General features: G+C 65.9%; 21 protein-coding genes and 1 pseudogene. 13 read left to right on the plus strand and 9 right to left on the minus strand.

The genetic code is table 11. The features are described from left to right. The first annotated feature begins 294 nt into the window (after positions 1-294). A complete protein-coding gene (locus tag GGC30_RS07490) occupies positions 295-1,386 on the plus strand; it encodes a DUF2332 domain-containing protein (protein WP_228763659.1) in 1,092 nt (363 codons plus the stop codon). 51 nt (positions 1,387-1,437) lie between these two features. Here GGC30_RS07490 and GGC30_RS07495 read toward each other — a convergent pair whose 3' ends face one another. From GGC30_RS07495 to GGC30_RS07515, 5 genes are all read right to left on the minus strand, one after another. Further along, positions 1,438-2,880: a glycosyl hydrolase 53 family protein gene (locus tag GGC30_RS07495; protein WP_228763660.1), complete on the minus strand. Its 1,443-nt coding sequence runs from the start codon at positions 2,878-2,880 to the stop codon at positions 1,438-1,440. Positions 2,881-2,950: 70 nt separating this feature from the next. After that, positions 2,951-5,674, minus strand: coding sequence for a TonB-dependent receptor (locus GGC30_RS07500; protein WP_153923308.1), 2,724 nt, complete (start codon positions 5,672-5,674; stop codon positions 2,951-2,953). A gap of 67 nt (positions 5,675-5,741) precedes the next feature. Then, positions 5,742-8,210, minus strand: coding sequence for a beta-galactosidase GalA (gene galA / locus GGC30_RS07505; RefSeq protein ID WP_370451923.1), 2,469 nt, complete (start codon positions 8,208-8,210; stop codon positions 5,742-5,744). Between the two features lie 526 nt (positions 8,211-8,736). Next, positions 8,737-9,870, minus strand: coding sequence for an FMN-dependent L-lactate dehydrogenase LldD (lldD, locus tag GGC30_RS07510; protein WP_370451922.1), 1,134 nt, complete (start codon positions 9,868-9,870; stop codon positions 8,737-8,739). Between the two features lie 9 nt (positions 9,871-9,879). Then, positions 9,880-9,996 carry an SDR family oxidoreductase gene (locus tag GGC30_RS07515; RefSeq protein ID WP_194943546.1) on the minus strand — a complete coding sequence of 39 codons (117 nt, stop codon included), beginning with the start codon at positions 9,994-9,996 and terminating at the stop codon, positions 9,880-9,882. Positions 9,997-10,411: 415 nt separating this feature from the next. Here GGC30_RS07515 and GGC30_RS07520 point away from each other — a divergent pair, with 415 nt between their 5' ends. The 3 genes and pseudogenes from GGC30_RS07520 to GGC30_RS16530 form a co-directional block, all read left to right on the plus strand. Further along, entirely contained in the window at positions 10,412-11,152 is a 741-nt protein-coding gene (locus GGC30_RS07520) for a hypothetical protein (protein WP_153923310.1), read from the plus strand. A 111-nt stretch (positions 11,153-11,263) separates the two neighbouring features. Next, complete coding sequence (locus tag GGC30_RS16525) at positions 11,264-11,365, plus strand: DUF4172 domain-containing protein (protein WP_228763667.1); 102 nt, start codon at positions 11,264-11,266, stop codon at positions 11,363-11,365. Beyond that, a pseudogene (locus GGC30_RS16530) lies at positions 11,365-11,454 on the plus strand (hypothetical protein); the annotation flags it as partial. The gene GGC30_RS16525 and the pseudogene GGC30_RS16530, both read left to right, overlap by 1 nt. Before the next feature lie 12 nt (positions 11,455-11,466). Here GGC30_RS16530 and GGC30_RS16535 read toward each other — a convergent pair. Then, the gene (locus GGC30_RS16535; protein ID WP_228763668.1) at positions 11,467-11,631 is read right to left on the minus strand and encodes a hypothetical protein; all 165 of its coding nucleotides are present in this window, start codon (positions 11,629-11,631) and stop codon (positions 11,467-11,469) included. A gap of 77 nt (positions 11,632-11,708) precedes the next feature. On the opposite strand from GGC30_RS16535, the gene GGC30_RS16540 reads away from it, so the two are divergent. Together GGC30_RS16540 and GGC30_RS16545 are read left to right on the plus strand one after the other, a co-directional pair. Then, positions 11,709-12,053 (plus strand): Fic family protein, encoded by a 345-nt coding sequence (locus tag GGC30_RS16540; protein WP_228763661.1) that lies wholly within the window; start codon positions 11,709-11,711, stop codon positions 12,051-12,053. A gap of 66 nt (positions 12,054-12,119) precedes the next feature. Further along, positions 12,120-12,380: a hypothetical protein gene (locus tag GGC30_RS16545; RefSeq protein WP_228763662.1), complete on the plus strand. Its 261-nt coding sequence runs from the start codon at positions 12,120-12,122 to the stop codon at positions 12,378-12,380. A 192-nt stretch (positions 12,381-12,572) separates the two neighbouring features. On the opposite strand, the gene GGC30_RS07530 is transcribed toward GGC30_RS16545, so the two are convergent. Genes GGC30_RS07530 through GGC30_RS07540 form a run of 3 tightly spaced genes read right to left on the minus strand, consistent with a single transcriptional unit; the run spans position 12,573 to position 15,099 of the window. Beyond that, positions 12,573-13,244: an MBL fold metallo-hydrolase gene (locus tag GGC30_RS07530; RefSeq protein WP_055808303.1), complete on the minus strand. Its 672-nt coding sequence runs from the start codon at positions 13,242-13,244 to the stop codon at positions 12,573-12,575. An 11-nt stretch (positions 13,245-13,255) separates the two neighbouring features. Continuing rightward, entirely contained in the window at positions 13,256-14,695 is a 1,440-nt protein-coding gene (locus GGC30_RS07535; RefSeq protein ID WP_055808301.1) for a YncE family protein, read from the minus strand. Then, complete coding sequence (locus tag GGC30_RS07540; RefSeq protein ID WP_066554618.1) at positions 14,692-15,099, minus strand: DUF305 domain-containing protein; 408 nt, start codon at positions 15,097-15,099, stop codon at positions 14,692-14,694. Before GGC30_RS07540 ends, GGC30_RS07535 begins: the two co-directional genes overlap by 4 nt. 115 nt (positions 15,100-15,214) lie before the next feature. Between GGC30_RS07540 and GGC30_RS07545 the strand changes: the two genes are divergently transcribed. From GGC30_RS07545 to GGC30_RS07575, 7 genes are all read left to right on the plus strand, one after another. After that, positions 15,215-16,099, plus strand: a complete 885-nt coding sequence (locus GGC30_RS07545; RefSeq protein ID WP_055808299.1) for a LysR substrate-binding domain-containing protein — start codon at positions 15,215-15,217, stop codon at positions 16,097-16,099. Positions 16,100-16,209: 110 nt separating this feature from the next. Beyond that, on the plus strand, positions 16,210-16,701 hold the full coding sequence (locus GGC30_RS07550) for a uracil-DNA glycosylase (RefSeq protein ID WP_194943547.1): 492 nt from the start codon (positions 16,210-16,212) through the stop codon (positions 16,699-16,701). 127 nt (positions 16,702-16,828) lie between these two features. Then, positions 16,829-17,350 carry a hypothetical protein gene (locus GGC30_RS07555; RefSeq protein ID WP_143007353.1) on the plus strand — a complete coding sequence of 174 codons (522 nt, stop codon included), beginning with the start codon at positions 16,829-16,831 and terminating at the stop codon, positions 17,348-17,350. Positions 17,351-17,372: 22 nt separating this feature from the next. After that, positions 17,373-18,554 carry a TDT family transporter gene (locus GGC30_RS07560; RefSeq protein ID WP_055808292.1) on the plus strand — a complete coding sequence of 394 codons (1,182 nt, stop codon included), beginning with the start codon at positions 17,373-17,375 and terminating at the stop codon, positions 18,552-18,554. A 33-nt stretch (positions 18,555-18,587) separates the two neighbouring features. Beyond that, positions 18,588-19,211 (plus strand): DsbA family protein, encoded by a 624-nt coding sequence (locus tag GGC30_RS07565; protein ID WP_066550121.1) that lies wholly within the window; start codon positions 18,588-18,590, stop codon positions 19,209-19,211. A 7-nt stretch (positions 19,212-19,218) separates the two neighbouring features. Then, positions 19,219-20,208: a malate dehydrogenase gene (locus GGC30_RS07570; RefSeq protein ID WP_066550122.1), complete on the plus strand. Its 990-nt coding sequence runs from the start codon at positions 19,219-19,221 to the stop codon at positions 20,206-20,208. 91 nt (positions 20,209-20,299) lie between these two features. Next, complete coding sequence (locus GGC30_RS07575; protein WP_091749853.1) at positions 20,300-20,725, plus strand: OsmC family protein; 426 nt, start codon at positions 20,300-20,302, stop codon at positions 20,723-20,725. Positions 20,726-20,987 lie beyond the last annotated feature (262 nt).

A 20,987-nucleotide genomic window follows, 5' to 3' on the forward strand; every position in this document is an offset into this window, starting at 1 on the left:
TCAGCTGACGCCACTGCGCACAGCCCGGTCTCGGTTCGAGCTACGCACAACACCCTGTTTTTCAGGTGACTATCGACCCCTATGACGGAACGACTAAAAAGATAGTTAAGCTGCCGACGCCCGGGCGCTTACATTGACCGGACCTGAATTTCGCGAGATTCATGCGCTGTTAAGCGAGGTGATCATAGGTAAGTCACCCTTCCCGTCCGCGCTTCAAGCAACGCCGGGTCGCAACTCCCGGGCGAATACTTCTTCAGGCCGGGGACACACAAGTAACAGTTCGTTTTATTCGGAATGCGCGACGATGCGATTGGTGACTGGATGATCTGCCCCGTCGCCGACCGTTTCACCCAGGAACTCGCGGCCCAGGCCGACCGCTGCCGCGCAATGGGGTCGCCCTTCGTCGCCCGCGTTCTCGAAGCCGCAAGCCGGCAACTGTCGCACGCGCCGCTCACCGCCGCACGGCTGTATGACTGGCCGGGAGATCAGGCTGCGGCTGCCCTGGCCCTGCGCTTGAATGGCGCCCTGCACGCCCTGGCGCGCGCGGGCCGGTCCTACACCTTGACCAGCCTTTATCGTCGCGAACACACCGACTTCGACGCGGCCGTGGCCGACGCCCTGGCCCGGAACGATCGATACATCGCCGACTGGATCCTCCATCCGCCGCAAACGAACGAGGTGGCCCGCGCCGCCGCGCTGATGAGCGCGCTGATGGCCGCCCCTCTGGATCGCGCCATGCCCTTCGAGCTGCTCGAGCTCGGGTCCAGCTGCGGCCTGAACCTGAATCTGGATCGCTACGCCTACGCTCTGGGGGCGGCGTCAGCCGGCGATCCCTTCTCGGACGTGCAGATCGAACCCCTGTGGCAGGGCGCCTCGCCGAGGGTCGGCCCGGTCTCAATCGCGGCGGCGCGCGGCGTCGATCTGAATCCGCTGAACGCCGCAGACCCGGCGCATCGCGAACGACTGCTGGCCTTCGCCTGGGCTGACCAACCGGCGCGCACCCAACGCCTCGAGAACGCCCTGCGCATCGCCGCCGACCATCCGCCGCACATCGATCAGAGCGACGCCGTGACCTGGCTGGCCGACCGGCTGGCCGAGCCGCAGCCGGCCGGGCGCTGCCGCGTCGTCATGCACACCATGGTTCTGCAATATCTCAGCGACGACGACCGGCGCCAGATCGCAGCGCTGCTCTCGACCGCCGGCCGCCGCGCCGACGCCGACCACCCGCTGCTCTGGATCAGCTTCGAATGGACCCGCAACCGCAGCCACGTCGAACTGCGCCTGACGGCCTGGCCCACCGGCGAAACCCGCGTCCTGGCGCACTGCCATCCCTACGGCGACGAGCTGGAGTGGCTGGCGTCGCCGGCCTCGATGCTGGCGGCGTAGCTCTAGAACCGACGGCTCGGGTTGTCCCCCAGGCGCTGTTGACCCCCGCCCTCAATCCGCCGGAAGGACGATGGGAACTTGCAGGCCGGTCTGCGAGACCTGGGCGCTGGCGAAGCCACCGGGCGCGTCGATCAGCCCCGTGCCTATGGGCAGCCTGTCATAGAGCTGATAGCGGATCGTCTGCCCCGGCTTGACGGTGGTCGTATAGGTCAGGACCGAGGGATCATCCGAGGACGGGACCAGCCGGATGGCGATCTCACGCGATCCCAGAAAGTCGCCCCACAGCCAAAGGGGGCCCGTCTGGCCGGCGGGCCGACGAATGGTGAAGGTCAGCGGCGCCGGCTGAACATAGTCTTCGCGCGTATAGCCCGCCGCCAAGGTCAGATTGTTGCGGTCGCGCCAGTCGAAGAAGGTCGCGTTCTCCCAGTTCGATCCCACACCCCACCGTGTCGAGCAGGAGGTGGAGACCCAGGCGGGTTCCCAATAGACCACGCCCTTGCCGCCGTTTGAAATGACGGTCTGGGTGATGTCCTTCATATATTCCAGCTGCCCCTCCTGTGTGGCGGGATAGGCGGGCAACAGGGTGTCGGGCCCCAACAGATTGGGCGAGGCGTCAGCGCCGTCGTTAGTGAACGGATAGGAGGTCTCCACCACGACCACATCGGCGGCATAGCGATGCCGCAGACGGTTGATCGTGCCGCCCAGCCCGTCTAGGTCCTGGGTGGACCATTTGCGATAGTAGCTGATGCCGATCAGGTCATAGCCGGTCACGCCCGATCGCGCGGCGTCCGCAAACCAAGGCTCCACGTTCTCGGGCTGCGCGATGTGAAGCATTACGCGCGGCTTGATTGCGCTGGTCGCACCGGCAGCGTGAACGGCCTTGATGCCGGCGTTCAGCAGAGCGGCGTTGCGGGTCCAGTTGATGCCGGAGCGCTTAGTCTTCCAATCCGCCTCGCCCATGACCTCGGGATTGGTCTCATTGCCGACCTGCACGACCTCGGGCATTAGGCCTTCTGCGTCCAGCGCCTTCAACGTCTCGAACGTATAGTTGTACAGCGCCTTGGACAGGGCGGGCACGTCGTCCCGTATCGATCGCCACGCCTTGGGCACGATCTGCTTGTCGCCATCGGCCCAGTCGTCTGAATAGTGGAAATCGAGCAGAACCTGCATGCCCGCCTCTTTGGCGCGCCGGATCGTCTCGCGAACATCATCCAGATCGCTGTAGCGGGTCCATTCCGCGTCGTTCCACAGACGCACGCGAACCAGATTGGTCCCCGCATCGGCGAAGATCCGATAGGGATCGCGCGCCTCGCCGCCGACGCGGTAGACGGCCCCGCAGTCCTCCATCTCGTTCACATAGGACAGGTCGGCCCCGAAATAGAAGACGGGCGGCGCCTCCGACCGCGGCTGGGCCTGGACGGGCGCGAAGACGCCTGACGCCGCCAGGATCGACGCCCCGCAGATCGTGGACATGAGGCGGTTGAAGATCGGCATGGACGAAACTCTGAGATCGGAGGGACGGACGGGATCGACGCGAGATCGATCCGGCCGGGGCAAAGATGGATCACCCGCCGAAGCGGTAGGTCGCGCCTAGGAAGAAGCGACGGCCGAAGCTCTCGTATCGGCCCTGACGCGCCGTATCGCCGTAGTAGGTCTCGAACGGCTCGTCGGTCAGGTTATTGGCCTGGAACAGGAGTTCGACGCCCGACATCCGAGAGCCTTCAGGGAAGGCGTAGGAGGTCTGGAAATCGACCACCGTCTCGGGCGCGGTGAACAAAATGCGGTCGGTGTCGCCCAGTTCGGTCGCGAACTCGCTACGGTAGCGGCCTGCGATCCGCGCCTCGAAGCCGTTCTTGTAGTAATAGAACGACAGGTTGGCGACGTGTTCGGACAGGCCCGGCAGAGGAATATTGCCGATACTGTTGTCGTTCTCGGCGACGCTGATGTCGCTGTCGGTGTACGAATAGTTGGCATAGACGCCCAATCCATCGAACGGCGCCGGCAGGAAGGTGAAGGCCTGCTGGTACAGAACCTCAAAGCCTTGGATGTATCCGCCCTCGCCGTTAACCGGCTGACGGAAAGTTCCGGTCGTGGGCGTGCCGTTCACATTGACGACAATGTCGGTGATCTGAGGGACGATGTAGGTCTCCAGATCCTTGTAGAAGGCCGAGATCGTGAAGGCCGTGTCCGCCCCGAAATAGTGTTCGTAGGTCAGGTCGAACTGGTTGGCGCGGAACGGCTCCAGCGCCGGATTGCCGCCGAAGGCTTGGGGCGCGCCAAACACGAACACGCCGAAACCGGCGTTCAGATCGTCCAGCGCCGGGCGTGAGATGGCCTTGGACGCCGCAAAGCGCACCTGCTGGCCCTCGCCCACCTTCCACGTCAGATTCAGCGTGGGCAGAGTGTCGGTGAATTCGTTGGTGAAGCTGACGGGCGTCAGCACCACCGCCCCGCCGGTCTGCGCGCCTTGGTCGACGCGGGTGCTGTCCGATGTGGTTTCGGTATGCACCCCCCGGACGCCCAAATTGCCGGTCAGTTCACGGCCCAGAAGGGTCGTTCCGAAGTCGATGTTGGCATAGGCGGCCTGGGTCTTTTCCGACACTTTCCAGCTGGACCGACGGTCGAAGTCCGACGTCGTCGGATTGATGTCGCCGAAATAGGCGTCGATCACGCCCAGAATGTCGAAAGACAGCGTGCGGGGCACGTTCGAGAAGTCGCCGGGGAAGACCACCGGCGCATTCAGCAGGTTGGCTGGAATCTGCGTGCGGTTCGCCGGATTTACGAAGCCGAACTGTGTGCGCTGGGTGAAGTCCTTGGACCGATCGGTCAGGCGTCCGCCGAACTGCACGCTGGTGAAGAAGCCGTCCAGATCGTGTTCGAAGTCACCGTTGGCGCTGAACAGTTCGTCGTTGATGATCGGCGCGCCGCCGCCGCCTTCCGGGATTTGAAACTCGGTGATGCGGTTGATCGACGGGTCGGTCAGGTCGACGTTGAAGGCGAAGTCGGCGGCGTGTCCCGGCCGCGCGTTGAAGGTGCTAGTCACGCCGGAATTCCGTTCGACCGGCACGCCGCCGATGATGTCGTGAACCTCGGTGCGCACGGTGATGAAGCGCTGGTCGCGCTTGGTCGTCGAATAGGCGACATCACCCGTCGCTTTCCAGCGATCACCGCGCCAGACCCCGTTCACGCCGCCTGCCCACAGCTCGTCCGTGAAGTTGAACAGCTCGTTGACGTTGCGCAACTGAAGACCGAAGTCCGCCTGTTTTGTCGCCGTGATCCCCGTCACGCCGCCGTTCTGGACCGTGGCGTTCGTGAAGCTGTTGCCGAACGGCAAGTCTTCCAGGCGAAAGCCGCGCTGGGTCTCGTCATAGGCGACCTTGGAATAGAACAGATCGGCGGTAAGCGACACTTGGTCGTTCGGCTTGTACTGAACGGTGGCCAAGGCGCCGTCGCGATTATCCTCGCCTCCCCGCACCAGAGCCTCATAGCCGAAGGGGATTTCGTCGTTGCCCTGACCGTCGCCGTTCAGGTCCGCGAAACTGTTGGTGTAGCGGAAGATGTTGGTTCGCGCCGTGGCGACAGCCTGACGCCGCCCGGAATAGCCCAGGGCCACCCCCAGCTTGCCGTCCAGAAACTGGTCCAGATAGGAGAAGGACACGATATAGCCGGCGGGATCGGCATCGGGGATATCCTCGGCCAGATCGCTGTAGACGCCGCGCACATTGGCGACGATGCGGCGCGTTGAGAAGTCCAGCGGCTTGACCGTGCGCAGGTCCACCTGACCGGCGATGGCGCCCTCGACCTGGGCCGCAGTGGGCGACTTGTAGACATAGGCGCCGTTGATCAGTTCGGCCGGATACTGTTCGTAACGGATGTTGCGGCTGGCCTCGGCCGAGACCAGTTCGCGCCCGTTCAACAAGGTGTTGACCAGGTTCGGCCCCATGCCTCGGATCGAGATCTGGGTGCCGTTGCCACGGTCGCGGTTCGACGTCAGGCCCGGCAGGCGGGCAAGAGATTCGGCGATCGAGGCCTCGGGCAAGGCGCCGATGTCGTCGGACGACAGCACCTCGACCACATTGCTTGCGGCTTGCTTGCCGGCCAGGGCGTTGCGCAGCGCCGCCCGAATACCGGTCACCACGACCTCGCCGACCTCTGTCGCGTCCTGATCAACGCTCTGATCAGCCGTCGTGCTCTGCGGAGTCGATTGCGCCAGGGCAAAACCCGGTGTCGCCATCAATGCAGTCGCCAAACCCGTCGCGGCCAGCAGCCTGTATTTGTTGATCCTCATCTTGTCTCTCCCTCTTCACGCCGCCTCGTGTGCGAGCGCCCCTCGTGTTGTGTTTGGTTTCGACGTCTCAGGTCGTCCGCAGACGCACCGCTCCGGATCGCAGGCCGGGTGCCGAGGCGGTCACCGTGATTGCGCCGCGATCGGTCGTCGTCTGAAGGATGGCCTGGGCCAGACCGTTGAAGGCCCGCCGTCGGTCGGTCCTGTCCGGCTCGTGGCTGTTCGGATCTCCGTTGCCCACGCCGATGATCCGGCCGACGCCCTTAACGTCGAAGGTCAGCAGGTCGTTGGCCGCCGGCGCCTCGCGTCCCCTGGCGTCCAGAATACGCGCCTTCAGCATGGCCACGTCCTGACCGTCGGCGTTCAGCCGGGTCCGGTCTGCCGTCAGTTCGACGACGGCCGGCGCGCCTGCGGTTTCACGGCGCACCGGCGGCAACGCCCTGCCGTTCTTCCAGCCGCGCGCTTCGATCACCCCCGGTTCATAGGGGACGGTCCATTCCAGATGTCGGTTCGGCACAACGTCCTTGGCGCCCTGCGAACGGCCGTTCACGAACAGCTCGACCCGATCGACATTGGCGTGGACCCAGACCGGGATCGGCTGACCCTCGCGGCCCGGCCACGTCCAGTGGGGGAACAGATGCACCAGCAGCTCAGGACGCCACCAGGCGCGATAGTACCAATAATTGTCCTTTGGAAAGCCGCAGGAATCCATGGCGCCGAAGAAGGACGCGACGCTGGGCCAACGTCCGAAAGGCGTCGGCTCTCCGCGATAGTCGAAACCGGTCCAGATGAAGCCGCCGGCGATGTAGGGTCGCTCCGCCGCCAGCGTCCACCAGGCCTCGGCCGTCGAGGCCCACCAGGGATGCTCAATGTCGTAGGCGCGCACGATGTGACGGGCCGGGTCGTTGAAATATTCGCCGCGCGTGGAGACCGTGCTGCCGGTCTCACTGCCCAGGATTGGCTGGTTCGGAAATCGCGCGTAATAGGCTTCCATCTGATCGGTGCGATAGTTGAAGCCCAGGATGTCCACGACCTGGGAAACGCCCTCGCCGAAGCCGCTGTCCAGGGCCGCCGTCACGGGCCGAGTCGGATCGAGGCGGTTGATCAGCCGCTTTTGCACGCGGGCAATGCGGGCGCCGCGCGCATTGCCCTGGATCGCCTGCTCTTCGTTGCCGATGGACCAGGCGATGACGCAGGGGCGGTTGCGATCACGCCGAACCAAAGCCTCCAACTCGCCCATGGCCGCGACGTCGGTCGCCATCCGCCGCGTCTCGTCGATGACGACCATGCCCAGCCGGTCGCAGGCGTCCAGCAGTTCGGGCGTCGGCGGATTGTGCGAGGCGCGATAGGCGTTGCAGCCCATCTCCTTCAACTGTTCGATCCGCCACGCCTGAAGTCGATCGGGCACCGCCGCGCCGACACCGGCATGATCCTGATGGCAGCAGGCGCCCTTCAGCTTGACCGGCCGGCCGTTCAGCAGGAATCCGCGCGCGGCGTCGAACACCGCCGTGCGCACGCCGAATAGCTGCTCGAATCGATCCGTCAGGCGGCCCGCAACGACGACCTCGGCGACCAGGGTGTAAAGACGCGGCGTCTCAATGGACCACAGCGCCGCACGATCCCACGACAGCGCCGTCGAGACCTGCCCCCGGCTGTGCGGCGCCAGAGTCGTCGCCGCCAGAGTCGTCGCCGCCTGACCTGCGGCGACCGGAACACCCTCGGGATCGATGACTCGAAACGCGATCTCGCAGGCCGCTGCGTCGTCGCCGTCGTTGACGAGATCCAGCTCGATCTCGGCCGTCGCGCCGTCGCCTGCGGGGCTGGCGCGCACAACTGCGCCCCACTGTGGCACGTGGACGGGGTCTGTCGTCACCAGCCAGACATGCCGATAGAGACCGGCGCCCTCGTAGAACCAACCCTCGCCCAGGCTGGCGTCCACCCGCACGACCAGGGTGTTCGGCTCCCCGACCGCGATCAGGTCCGTGATGTCGACGCGAAACGGCGAATAGCCGCCTTCATGCTCGTGGGCGATGAAGCCGTTGATCAGGACCAGGCTCTCGCGAAAGGCGCCGTCGAACTCCAGCCACAGCCGCTTGCCGGCCGCCGAAGCCGGGATGTCCAACGCGCGGCGATACCAGCCGACGCTGGTCGCGGGAAACTCCCGGCCCAGCGGCTTGAACCCATGAGCGGCGCGAGGATCGTCCGTCGGCGCCTCGCCCGGAATGCCGGACGCCTGCGCCAAGCGCGCATCGACGCTTTCGACAAAGGGTAGATCCACCGCCCAATCATGCGGCAGCTGAACCGCTGACCATCCGCTGTCGTCGAACTCGGCGGCTGCGGCCGCTGCGACCTTGCCGCCTGCTTTGGCATAGGTGCGCTGATCCAGCCCGAAGCCGAAATCCTTGTCTGGATCCTGGGCGTGGCCAAGATGAAAACGCCAGCCGGTGGCCAGCCTCTCCCGACTGCGAGGGGCATACCTGCCGCGTTGGACGCTAGCCTTGGAGTTCGCCGCGACAGGCACAGCCAGAGCGATGCCCACCAAGCCAGACCCCTGAAGAAGACCTCTGCGAGACGGCCTCATGACTGCGCGCCCGCCCGCCCCGACAAGGTCGGCCTCCGTTCGATTTGGGCTGCAGACCTAGGCATATCCAAGCGTTTCCCGACGCGAATGTTCTCTTCGCTGCCGGTGTCAGAGACCCCCTCTCACCCACATCCGTCAAGCGCTTTCATCATATGTGGAAGATTTTTTACAAATGAATATGTTCGAAATGACCGTCGATGCTAATCAGTTCAACCTGGCCTTCACCTTACAGGGCGCGCCAATCCCGCCCCTCGGGCCGTGCTATTGAAGCGGCGCCTGTGATCTCGTGCGTCGATGTCTGGGGCCGAGGTTGGCTGGGAGATCGTCGCCTTAAGCGTTCCATCACCGACAACAGAAACGGCATGCGTCACGCGTCGCGCCGACCAGGGTTAGCCGGACCTGCTAACGCGTCGGCAGCAAGCTGCGGGCCTGACCTCGGCAGCTGTCGCCTATCGCTGATAAAAGGCTGGCGATCTGACGCGGGTCAGATCGCCAGCATCTCCCGGGTCATGCCCGCGACCGACTTGGCCCCGGTCAGGGTCATGGCGACACGCATTTCCTTTTCGAACAGGTCCAGCAGGTTTTCGACACCTGCCTGACCGTTCGCCGCCAAGGCATAGATGAACGCCCGGCCCAGCAGGACCGCGTCGGCGCCCAAGGCGATGGCGCGAACCACGTCCAGACCGTTACGGATGCCGGAATCCACCAGGATCTTCAGCTCGCCCTTCACCGCGTCGGCGATGGCGGGCAGAGCGCAGGCAGACGACAGAACCCCGTCCAACTGACGCCCGCCGTGGTTCGACACCACGATGCCGTCTGCGCCGAAGCTGACGGCGTCGCGGGCGTCCTGCGGATCAAGCACGCCCTTGATGATCATCGGCCCGTCCCAGAAATCGCGGATCCATTGCAGGTCCTTCCACGAGATCGAGGGATCGAAATTGTTCGCCAGCCAGCCGATATAGTCGGCCAGCCCCGTCGGTTTGCCCAGATAGGCCGAAACATTGCCTAGGTCGTGCGGGCGGCCGTTCAGCCCCACGTCCCAGGCCCAGGCCGGATGGGTCATGGCCTGAACCATGCGGCGGATCTCGGCGTTGGGGCCGCTCATGCCCGAATGGGCGTCGCGATAGCGGGCGCCGGGTGTCGGCATGTCGACGGTGAAGACCAGCGTCTTCACCCCCGCCGCCCTGGCGCGCTCCAGCGCATTCTTCATGAAGCCGCGATCACGCAGCACATAGAGCTGGAACCACATGGGTCGGTCGATGGCCGGCGCGACCTCCTCGATCGGGCAGACAGAGACGGTCGACAGAGTGAAGGGCACGGCGCGCGAGGCCGCCGCCTTGGCCGCCTGCACTTCGCCCCTGCGCGCATACATGCCGGTCAGGCCGACGGGCGCCAAGATGATGGGCAGGCGCAGGGTTTCGTCGAACAGCCGGGTATCCAGGCTGAGGCTGGTCATGTCCTGCAGCACGCGCTGGCGCAGGGCGATGGCCTGCCAGTCCTCAACGTTGCGACGCAGGGTCTGCTCGGCATAGGCGCCGCCGTCGATGTAATGAAACAGGAAGGGCGGCAGCTTGCGCCGCGCGGCTTCCCGATAATCGCTCGGCGACGAAATGATCACGCGCTCATCCTACTGGAAGTTGGCGAAGGCGCCGCCGTCGACCAACAGGGCCGCGCCGGACATATAGGACGCCATGTCCGAGGCCAGGAAGGCGACGACCGAGGCGATGTCCTCCGGCCGGCCCAAGCCCCAGCGGGATGCGGCCTTCGACGCTGTCCCGGGAGTTCAGGATCAGAAGGGCTAAGTGATGCGACGAACGGGTGGATTGCCTAGATCAGGCAGGTTTGCAACGGCGCCCCGTCGCGACTTCAGCGAACGCCGCAAGCTAAGAGACCACTCGGTGAAAGTGTGTGGCGGACAGAGAGGAAGTCGTTTCTTCTCGTGAATTCAGAGCCTTGCCCCGTCTAACGGGGTGTAAAGCGCATATTGAAATCCCTAGGGATTTTTCCCGTTTGGCTAACCCGTCGGGACGCCTCTCGGACACGAAAAACCCCGCCAGCGTTGCAGCGCTCGGCGGGGTTCGAATGGGCTTGGCACAACACTCAAGGCCGCAGGCATCTTACCCCCTGCCCTGTCCGGTCGCAACGTCGGAGGTTCGCCAATGAGCCGCCGCCTCGCCCCCGAGAACTTCGTCGCCAAAAAACTGGCCTGGCATCAGCGGATCGCCAGCGATCCCAAAATCAGCCTCCAGGCCAAGGCTGTCGCCGGCTTCATCCTTCACGACCTGAACCCCTGCGAGGGCGGCGCCTGGCGCGGCCAAGAGAGCATGGCGGCCAACCTAGGCGTCAGCCCCCGCCAACTGCGCCGCCTGCTCGAAGAGCTTCAGGCCGCCGACTATTTGGAGGTCGAAATCCGCCGGGGACGCGGCCGCACCAACATCTGCCGCGCAACCTTTCCCGACGAGGTGGTCGAGGCGCCGAAAAACCGGTCATCTGCGACCGATCAAACCCGCGAAAAGCGGACGCAGGCGACCGCTCAAACGCCAGAAAACCGGACATCAGCGACACGAAAACCGGTCACCGGTGACCGACAATACCTTTATAAACCCATTAAGAGCTTTCGCGCCGCCGAAAGCCGACGACCAGACGGCGGCGCAGGGACGCCGGCGCGGCTCACCCCGTTCGCGCAGACCGACATCCGCCAGACGGTCGTCCAGATCGCGGGGGAAGGCGCGGCGGTAAGCTACCTGGATCACGCCAGATGGGAGCCCGACGAACGGCGCATCCTCTGCACCAGCCCCACGGCGTTCGCCCGACTGAAGGATCTCGTCGGCCGGCCGCTGGCGGCGAGAGGCGTGTCCATCGGACTGCAGCCCCGTGGTCCCCAGCAACTCGCGGCCTGATCCAGGGGCATGCGGCGAATAGACTTGGCATTCACCGCATAACTTGCGTCGATTACGTCTTGCCCTTGCGACGAACAGCCCCCCACATTCACCGCAGAAAGCGCGGCAAATATGACCTACATTCACGAACTGGCCGATTGGCCCAACCTGACCTGGGACGACAGCGCCTCGCTCAACCGCTCGCCGCCGTCCGCCATCGCCAGGGCCGGCTGATCGGACGGAGGGAGGGCTTGGGCTTTCCGCTGCGCGAAGAGGCCGTCCTCCGCACCCTGACCGAGGACGTGCTGAAGTCCAGCGAGATCGAGGGCGAAGTCCTAGACCGAGACCAGGTCCGCTCCTCCATCGCCCGCCGCCTCGGCATGGATGTCGTCGGCCTGGTCCCGGCGGATCGGAACGTCGAGGGCGTCGTCGAGATGATGCTCGACGCCACCCAAAACTACGCCCAACCGCTGACGGCCGACCGCCTGTTCGGCTGGCACGCCGCCCTCTTCCCGACGGGCCGCAGCGGTATGACCAAGATCACCGTCGGAGCCTGGCGCACCCGGACGGCGACCCAATGCAGGTCGTCTCAGGCCCGGCCGGCCGCGAGCGCATCCACTACGAGGCCCCGACCGCCGACCGACTGGACGCCGAAATGGGCGCCTTCCTGCATTGGTTCGAAACCGCCGCGCCTGATCCGGTGCTGAGGGCCGGCGTCGCCCACCTGTGGTTCGTCACCAACCACCCCTTCGACGACGGCAACGGCCGCATCGCCCGCGCCATCGCCGACCTCGCCCTGGCCCGAGCTGAAGGCACCGCCCAACGCTTCTACAGCATGTCCGCCCAGATCCGCGCCGAGCGTAAGGCCTACTACGAGGCGCTGGAGGCGACGCAGACAGGCAATCTGGACATCACTGCCTAGCTGCTATGGTTCATCGCCTGCCTCGACCGCGCCTTCGACGGTGCTGAGACCATCCTAGCCAGCGTCATGCGCAAGGCCCGTTTCTGGGAGGGCCTAGCCGATCAGCCGCTGAATGAACGCCAGAGAAAGGTGCTGAACCGGCTGCTCGACGGCTTCGAAGGCAAACTCACCAACGCCAAATGGGCGGCGCTGGCAAAGATGTCGCCGGACACGGCGCTGCGCGACATAAGCGATTTGGTGCAGCGTGGGGTGCTGGAAAGAGACGCAGGTGGTGGACGGAGCACGAGCTATTCGCTCGCAATGCGACGCGTCAGACAAGCCGACTAAGTGTGAGGAGGCTGAGCGAAAATGACGCCATGGCTCACACCCACTCCTGGACCTGAGGCAACGTCGCAAATGCGCCATGAGCGGACATGACAGTCACCGCGCAAAGGCGACATTCACCTGAGTTACCACGCCGAGCCGCCGCCATTTTATCGCGATCGCAATCGCGCGAAACCGGTGGAGGTGCAGACTGCGTCAGTCATGGTCAGAGACGTCGAACCCGTCTCCGGGCGCCATCGGCCGGTGCAGTTTGATCCCGGCCTTGTCCAGATAGGGCTCGTAGACGTCGTAACGCTGCCTGAGGAAATAGTCGCGAGCGTAGCCGTCATGGACCGGGACGACCGATTTTGGCTTCATCCGTTTGGCGAACGCATGGACAGTGAGCTCGGTCAGGTAAGGCGCCATCACCGGAAGGGCCAGCACCTCCACGCCCGCGAACCGATCCAGACGGCTGTCGAAACTGTCGCCCGGGTTGAGGAAAACGTCGTTGACGAGGAAGGCTGTCAGTTGCGGGCTCTCGTCCGACAGGATGGGCTCATGCGCGACCGGCTGAGCCTGCAGCCGGAACGCGCCGAAGGTCCGTTCGCCCTCCTCGAACACCGTGACCGACAGCCCCTTCTCGCCGAGCTTGTCGGCGACCTCGCCGTTGCCGACGAGTGTCGCGCCACTCGCCTGCACGATCCTGGCCAGAGCGTCAGGGTCGATGTGGTCGGGATGGCCGTGCGTCAGGACGATCGTCGAGACATCCGAAAAGACAGCAGGATCGACCCGTCCGTCGACGAACGAAAACTTGCCCGGATCGAAGAGCAGTCGATCTGCACCGATCGTCAGGCGCAGGCAGCTATGGACGAACTTGTCGATCCGCATGGCGGCCGGTCCTATTCCGACTGTCTCTGGACGACCGCGCCGATCGCCTCGGGCGTGCCCGAGGCGATGACCAGCCAACGGCGGGGTGCGCCGGCGTCGGCGGCGACCACCTGACGGATCGGGCCCACGGCGTTGACGACCGCAGACCCAGCCGGATTGGTCATGAACTTCGTCAGAGGCTCGAGCGTCCCCGATCCGTCCGCCGCATTGGCGAAGGCGAGGACATAGGGCTTGCCGGGTTGGAGGCCTGCGGCGGCGATCTGCAGCATCTGGACCTGCCCCTGCTCGAACAAGGTCGCCTGGGACCGGGTGTCGCCCTCGCCCGTCAGAACGAGTTGATGCGAGGCGCGAGCTGCGCCCAGGGGCGTGAGGTTGGCCCTGCCGTCACCCTGGGTGACCGCACGCGGCACATAGGTGACCCCTTGCGGTCCCTGACCGATCGGCACGGTGGCGATCACGCGGTTGGCCAGGGTGTCGATGACCGCCACGCCGTCGCCATTCTCCAGCCCGACGTAAATCCGCGAGCCGTCGCCGGAGGGCCACAGACCGTGCGGCAGCGACCCCACCTCGATCTCCGTCACGAGCGTGAAGGTGTCGGTGCGATAGACCTTGACCCGGTTCTCGGTCCCGACGGTCACATAGGCGAACTGGCCCGCCGCGTTGCGCACGATGTTGACGTGGTTGGTCAAGGGGCCGGTGTCGAGCGTCTGTAGGACAGCGAACGGCGGACGGGCGTTGAAAACCATGGTCTTGCCCACGTCCTTCAGCGTCATCCAGACCTGGCTTCCATCGGGCGTGGCGGCGATGTCTGGGCAGAACGGACTGGCCTGGGCCACCCGACCGACGATCTGACGGGTCGCGGTCTCGACTACCACCGTCTCGGGACTGAAGCTGGAGCAGATGTAGGCGTAGCGGCCGTCCGGCGAGAAGATGGTCATGCCCGGCCCGTTGGGCGTCTCGACCCGGGCGGTCTCCTGATAGGTCGCGGCGTCCAGCACCGAAACATAGGCCTCGCCCCGCACCGTGACCCAGACCTCGCGGCCGTCCGGCGTGAAGAAGGCCTCGTGCGGAGAGCGCCCGACATAGGTGGTATGTTTGACGGTGTTGCTGGCCGTGTCGATGAAGCTGACCGAGTTGGACCCGATCGAGACCACGGCGATCGTCTTGCCGTCCGGCGCCGCGCCGATGCCGTGGACCAGCAACTGGCCCTTGTAGAGCGGGCTGAGGTTGGCCGGAGTCGGTTCGCCGAGGGAAATCACCCCCAGTAGGCCGTTGGTCGAGGGATCGACCACCGAGACGGTGTTGGAGAACTGGTCGGCCGAATAGAACCGATCCTGGCTGCTGATCGGGATGGCGGGCGCCGCCGCCGCGCCCGGAACCTGATCGGCCAAGGCGTGTCCGGCGGACAGGCTGAGAACAAGGGCGGCGATGGCGCGGGCTGTCAGGGTCATGATCCGTGTCCGTGATGGGTCGAGGTCGCGCCGCCGGTCGGCGTCGGCGCATCAGAATGGCGGGTCAGGTAGTCGCGCATCAGGGCGATTTCCTGGGTCTGTTCAATGATGATCCCCTGGGCCAGACGCTTCATGGTCTCGTCCTGCCCGTACAGAAGCTCGACGCGCGCCATGTCGATGGCGCCCTGATGATGCGGGATCATCATGGCGGCGAAGTCCACGTCTGGGTCGCCGGTGGATTCTACCGCCATGTCGCGGTGCATCCGCTCCATCGCCTCGGCCATCGCCGCATCGAAGTCCGAGCCGGGCATCTGTGCGAAGGCCATAACTGCGGCACCGGCAATCGCCGAGCCAAGCGCCAGGACGCCGGTTCTGATCCATCGGGAGGGTGGGGCGTGGGTCATGATCCGATCCTGCAGGCGATCGTCCCGGACGACCAACGCGATGTTCCGCTCGGAACGTTCGCCGTCGCCGAACGTTCCCTGTCGAAGTCGCCGCTTCGTGGGTTAGGATTGTCCCATGACCCTGGACCAGCTCCGCATCTTCGTCGCCGTCGCCGAGCGCCAGCACGTAACCCGCGCCGCCGAGGCCCTGAACCTGACCCAGTCGGCGGTCAGCTCGGCGGTGACGACGCTGGAGGGCCGCCACGGCGTCGCCCTGTTCGACCGCGTTGGCCGCAACATCGTCCTGAACGAGGCGGGCGCAACCTTCCTCGTCGAGGCCAAGGCGATCCTCGCCCGTGTCGAGGCGGCGCAGGACGCGCTCGACGACCTGGGCGGCCTGAAACGCGGACGACTGTCGATCCACGCCAGCCAGACCATCGCCGGCTGGTGGCTTCCCGCCCGACTGACCCGGTTTCATCAGGCTCATCCCGGCATCCGCATCGAGGTCTCGATCGGCAATACGCGCGAGGTGGCCGACGCTGTCCTGGAGGGCTGCGCTGAACTGGGTCTGGTCGAGGGCGAACTGAACGAGCCGGCGTTGAGCCGTTCGGTTCTGGATCACGACGAACTGGTGCTGGTCGTCGCGGCCGACCACCCCGCCGCCCAGGACGGCGCCGGGCCGCCGGACCTGAAGCAAATGACCTGGGTGTTGCGCGAGCCCGGCTCCGGCACCCGGTCGGCTTTTGAGACGGCCCTCAATCAGCGCGGGCTGGCCATCGACGCTCTGGACGTGGCCATGACCTTGCCCGGGAATGAGGCGGTCGCCGCCGCCGTCGAGGCCGGTGCGGGAGCGACGGTCGTGTCGCGCAATGTCGTCGCCGCGCGCCTGCGCGCCGGCATCCTCGCCGCCCTGCCCCTGACCTTGCCCGACCGCCCGTTCTGGCTCCTGCGGCACAAGCAGCGCTATCGCTCAAAGGCGGGCGAGGTGTTCCTGGCGTCCCTGACGGCGTCACGCCATTGAGCGCGTCGGCTCGTCAAGGCGGTGTCTGGCCTTCACTGGTGAATGACCGCGCGCCGCCTCACACGCATCTCGAGGGACTGAACGGATTCCTGAGAGCTCTGGATAGGGGCGTGGGCGCTCAACAAGGTACGCCGAAGTTCGACCCCCTCGACGGTGGAGACGAGGCGGAAATCCTTGTGCTTCTGGAGACACCGGCCCCGGGACCGCAAGCGGATCGCCTCGTCTCCATCGACAATCCCACGGGCACCGCGCGCAACCTGAAGCGCGCGATGAAAGCAGCGGGGCTCGACCGCCGCCGCATCGTCCTTTGGAACACGGTCCCCTGGCTTCGCTCGGGGTCCGCGCGACCGCTGACAAGACAGGAGATCGCCTCCGGCCTGGCCACGCTAGAGGGACTGGTCACCCCGCTTCATCGCCTCAGGGCCGCGGTATTGTGCGGCCGCGTCGCCGCGATGGCGGCTCCGACGCTGACCCGCCTGCGGCCTGAAGTGGAGCTGTGTCTCGCGCCACACCCGAGCCCGACGTTCATCAACACCGCCCCCGAGCATCGTCTTGGCCTGCAGGCCGCCTTTGCGTGGGCAGCCGCGCTGATCACCCCCTAGGGCGTTCATTCGATCAAAGCGAACAAACCTATCTAAAACATCCGTTGGAGCTGATGATCCAAGAGGCGCATCCCGGATGTCGAGGAGCGCGCCGAAGACTGGCCTCCACTCCGAAAGGAGAGCCGCCATGACCACCCTTCTCGCCGCTCCGGCCATGCGCCAAGGCCGCAGGTCCGTCACCAGGCGCCAGGCCATCGGTCCTGAGAATGTAAAACCGCAGACGCCTTTCATTCCGCCTTCTCCCATCGCCGCGACCCAATCCGGCGAGACCTTGCACCGGGTCCAGCCTGGCGTCGGCCTTACCGGCGTTCACCCCGCAATGGTCAAGGCGGTCGCGGGTCTCTACGCCGCCATGGTGGCCGCGTTCTGGCTGGTGTTCGGTCACGGCGAGGCGATGCTCGCCCTGGGCTTCATCACCGTTCTCGGCCTGATGTTCTTCGGCCTTCTCACCGGGATGAGCCTGCTGGCCGATACGCCTGCGCCGGGCGAGCGCATCCGCTCCTTGAACGATTGCCTCGCCGGTCGCGTGATCATCGACACGGGCTGGATCAGCGGCCGCGATGCCGCGTTGCAGATGCTGACCCTGCCCGCCTGCCTTCTGGTCACCGCCGTCGTGCTCGGCGCCGTCTATCGCTTCACCGCGGGCTGACCGCTCGTCTGGATAACCTCTCATGGCTCATGACATTCACGTTCGCGACGTCGCCTTCGGCCTTCGCCCGTTGGCGAGTCTGCAATCGCCCAGGGAGATCGTGCGGCAGTTCACGCCGAACTGGTTCGCCGCCACCATGGGAACCGGCATCCTCGCCCTGGCGCTGAACCAGCTTCCGGTCCCCATACCCGGCGTAAAAATCGTCGCCGAAGCCCTGTGGGTTTTCAACATCGGCCTGTTCGCCCTGTTCACCGTTCTCTACGCGGCGCGCTGGATCTTCTTCTTCGACGGCGCGCGACGAATCTTCGGCCATTCGGTCGTGTCGATGTTCTTCGGCTGCATCCCGATGGGGCTGGCGACCATCATCAACGGCCTGATGGCCTTCGGCCTGGCGCGCTGGGGCGAAGGCGTCGTGCCGGTCGCCGAAGCCCTGTGGTGGATCGACGTGGCCCTTGCCGTCGCCTGCGGCATCGGCATCCCCTTCATGATGTTCACCCGCCAGGAGCACGCCATCGACCAGATGACGGCCGTCTGGCTGCTGCCGGTCGTGGCGGCCGAGGTCGCGGCCGTCACCGGCGGCCTGATCGCGCCGCACCTCGCGGACCCGAACGCCGCCCTGTCGGTGCTGGTAGTCAGCTATGGCCTGTGGGCCCTGTCCGTGCCGCTGGCGATGAGCATCCTGGTCATCCTCGTGCTCCGCATGGCGATCCACAAACTGCCGCACGCCGGTATGGCGGCCTCCAGCTGGCTGTCGCTGGGCCCGATCGGCACGGGCGCGCTCGGCATGCTGGTGCTCGGCCAGGCCGCGCCCGCCATCTTCACCGCCGCCGGTCTGGGCCAGTACGGCGACGCCGCGCGCGGGATCGGCCTGATCGGCGGCCTGCTGCTGTGGGCCTACGGCCTGTGGTGGGCCGCGATGGCCGTGCTGATCACCCTGCGCTACTTGCGTCAGGGCCTGCCGTTCAATCTGGGCTGGTGGGGCTACACCTTCCCACTCGGCGTCTTCTCTGTCGCGACGCTGAAGCTGGGAACCCTGCTCCCCATCCCGGCCTTCAACCTGTTCGGCATGGCCCTGGTCGCCGCACTGCTGGTGCTGTGGCTGATCGTCGGCGCCCGTACGGTGCGCGGCGCCTGGCGCGGAGACCTGTTCGTCGCCCCCTGCCTCGCCGAGGCGGCCAAGCGCGACATCCCTTGCGCACGCTGATCCGCCTCCACTCCGTCCTTTCTGGAATCACCAATGCCTCATGACCTTTTCACGCCGTCACGCCGCGTCCTCATGGCGGGCGGCGTCGGCGCCTTGATCACCGCCTGTGCGCCGCGCGCGGCCGAAGCCGACGACATGGTGCTGGGCCAGGCTGACGCGCCCGTGACCCTGATCGAATACGCCTCGACCACCTGCGGCCCCTGCGCCCGCTTCGCCATCGAGGTGCTGCCCGAACTCCGGCGGCGCTACATCGACGCCGGGCGGGTCCGGCTGATCTATCGCGAATTCATCACCGGCCCCGCCAACCTCTCCGCCGCCGGCGTTCTGCTGGCGCGGTGCGCAGGCGAAGATCGCTATTTCGAGGTCATCGACGCCCTGATGCACGGCCAGTCCGAATGGGCGAACGGCGGCGGCCCGCGCGACGCCCTCCTGAGGATCGCGGCGCGGTTCGGCATCAGCGAGGCGCGGCTTCAATCCTGCATCACCGATCCCGAGGCCATCGCGGCCCTGGAGCGCCGTGTCGCCCGTGCCCGCGACGCCGGGGTGAATGGAACGCCGACGCTCTTCGTCCAGGGCCGACGTCTGGACACCGCCCTGACCCTCGAAGCCGTCTCCGCCTCGATCGACCAAGCCCTTTCTCAAACCCCGCAATCCTGAGGTTCCGATGCCCAACGCCCCCGTCAAGGTCGCCGTCTCCGGCGCCGCCGGCCAGATCGCCTACGCCCTGCTGTTCCGCCTGGCCCAGGGCGATGTGTTCGGGCCCGACACCCCGATCGATCTTCGCCTCCTCGACCTGCCTCAGGCTCAGGCGGCGCTCCAGGGCGTGGTCATGGAGCTGGACGATTGCGCCTTTCCGCTACTAACCTCCATCCAGACCACCGACGACCCCATTATCGCCTTCGACGACATCGACGCCGCCTTTCTGGTCGGGTCGCGCCCCCGCGCCAAGGGCATGGAGCGCCGCGACCTGCTGGCGGCCAACGCCGCCATCTTCAAGACCCAGGGCGCGGCCCTGAACGCGGTCGCCAAACGCTCCGTCAAGGTTCTGGTGGTTGGCAATCCGGCGAACACCAATGCCTGGGTGGCGATCCAGTCCGCGCCGGATCTGCCGCCCGGCGCCATCACCTCGATGATCCGCCTCGACCACAACCGCGCCGCCGCCCAGTTCGCGCGCCGCGCGGGCGTCCCCGTCGATGCCGTGGAGAAGCTCGCGGTCTGGGGCAATCACTCCCCGACCATGTTCGCCGACTGGAGCCATGCGACCGTGGAGGGCCAGTCTCTGGCCGGGCTCATCAACGACGAGACCTGGTATCGCGACACCCTCATCCCTGAGGTGGCTCGTCGCGGCACGGCCGTGCTGGAAGCCCGCGGCGCCTCCTCGGCGGCCTCGGCCGCCAACGCCGCCATCAACCATATGCGCGACTGGGTGCAGGGCTCGAACGGCCGTTGGGTTTCGATGGGCGTCGCCTCGATCGGCCAGTACGACATTCCCGAAGGGCTGGTCTGCGGTGTGCCGACGACCTGCCGCGACGGCGTCTATGCGCCCGTCACGGGTCTGGAGCTCGACGCCTTCACGCGCGCCGGTCTGGCCGCTTCGGTGCAGGAGTTGATCGAGGAGCGCGACGCCGCGCTCGCGGTCCTGGCGGACGCCTGATCATCCGACGCCGTCGAACATGCTCATGTAGTCGCCGTCGCCAAGGCAGGCGACGGCGTCCCTGTTTTCCAAACTTCGCCGAAGGATTCCCATGACCGACGCAGCTTCCCGGCCCTCGATCGCGACCGACGCCGGTCTCGGCGGCCTACAACTGACGATCACCGCGGGCCCCGCCCGCTTCGTGGTCGACGAACCCGTCGCCCTGGGCGGGCTGGATCTCGGTCCGACCCCTCACGAGCTGGTGCAGGCGGCGCTCGCCTCCTGTACGGCCCAGACCCTGCGCCTGTACGCCAACCGGAAAGGCTGGACCTTGGGCGCCATGTCCGTCGAGGTCTTGTTGACCCGGGACTTGGGGGCGACACCGTCGGATCAGTTCACCCGAACAATCACTCTGCCGACTGGGCTACCGGAGGAACAGAGGATCCGGTTGCTGGAGATCGCCGACAAGTGCCCAATTAATCGGATGCTCGTAGGTACAGTTTCGATCGAAACGATCTGGTGCAAGGCGACCATCTAGCTGCGAGGCGAAGGCCATCGCCACGTCCCGCCCATCCCCCTCTTTCTCAGTGTTGGTCGGGACACGAAAAGTGTGGTCCCACTAGACACAAACTTCCATTCCGCCGGAAGCGGACCTTCGGAAGGTCAGCAATGAGTCGAGGCCGTGTAAAAACGTGCTGAGCTACGGCGGGGCGGGTGTGGCGACGAGGCGCAGAGCGCCATCGTCTCAGGCCCTGATCGCCTCCATCAGCGGCTTCGTTCCGAGCACCGCCATCACCCGC

The organism is Brevundimonas sp. SPF441, assembly GCF_009661015.1.
In the GTDB taxonomy this organism is placed as follows: Bacteria; Pseudomonadota; Alphaproteobacteria; order Caulobacterales; family Caulobacteraceae; genus Brevundimonas; species Brevundimonas vesicularis.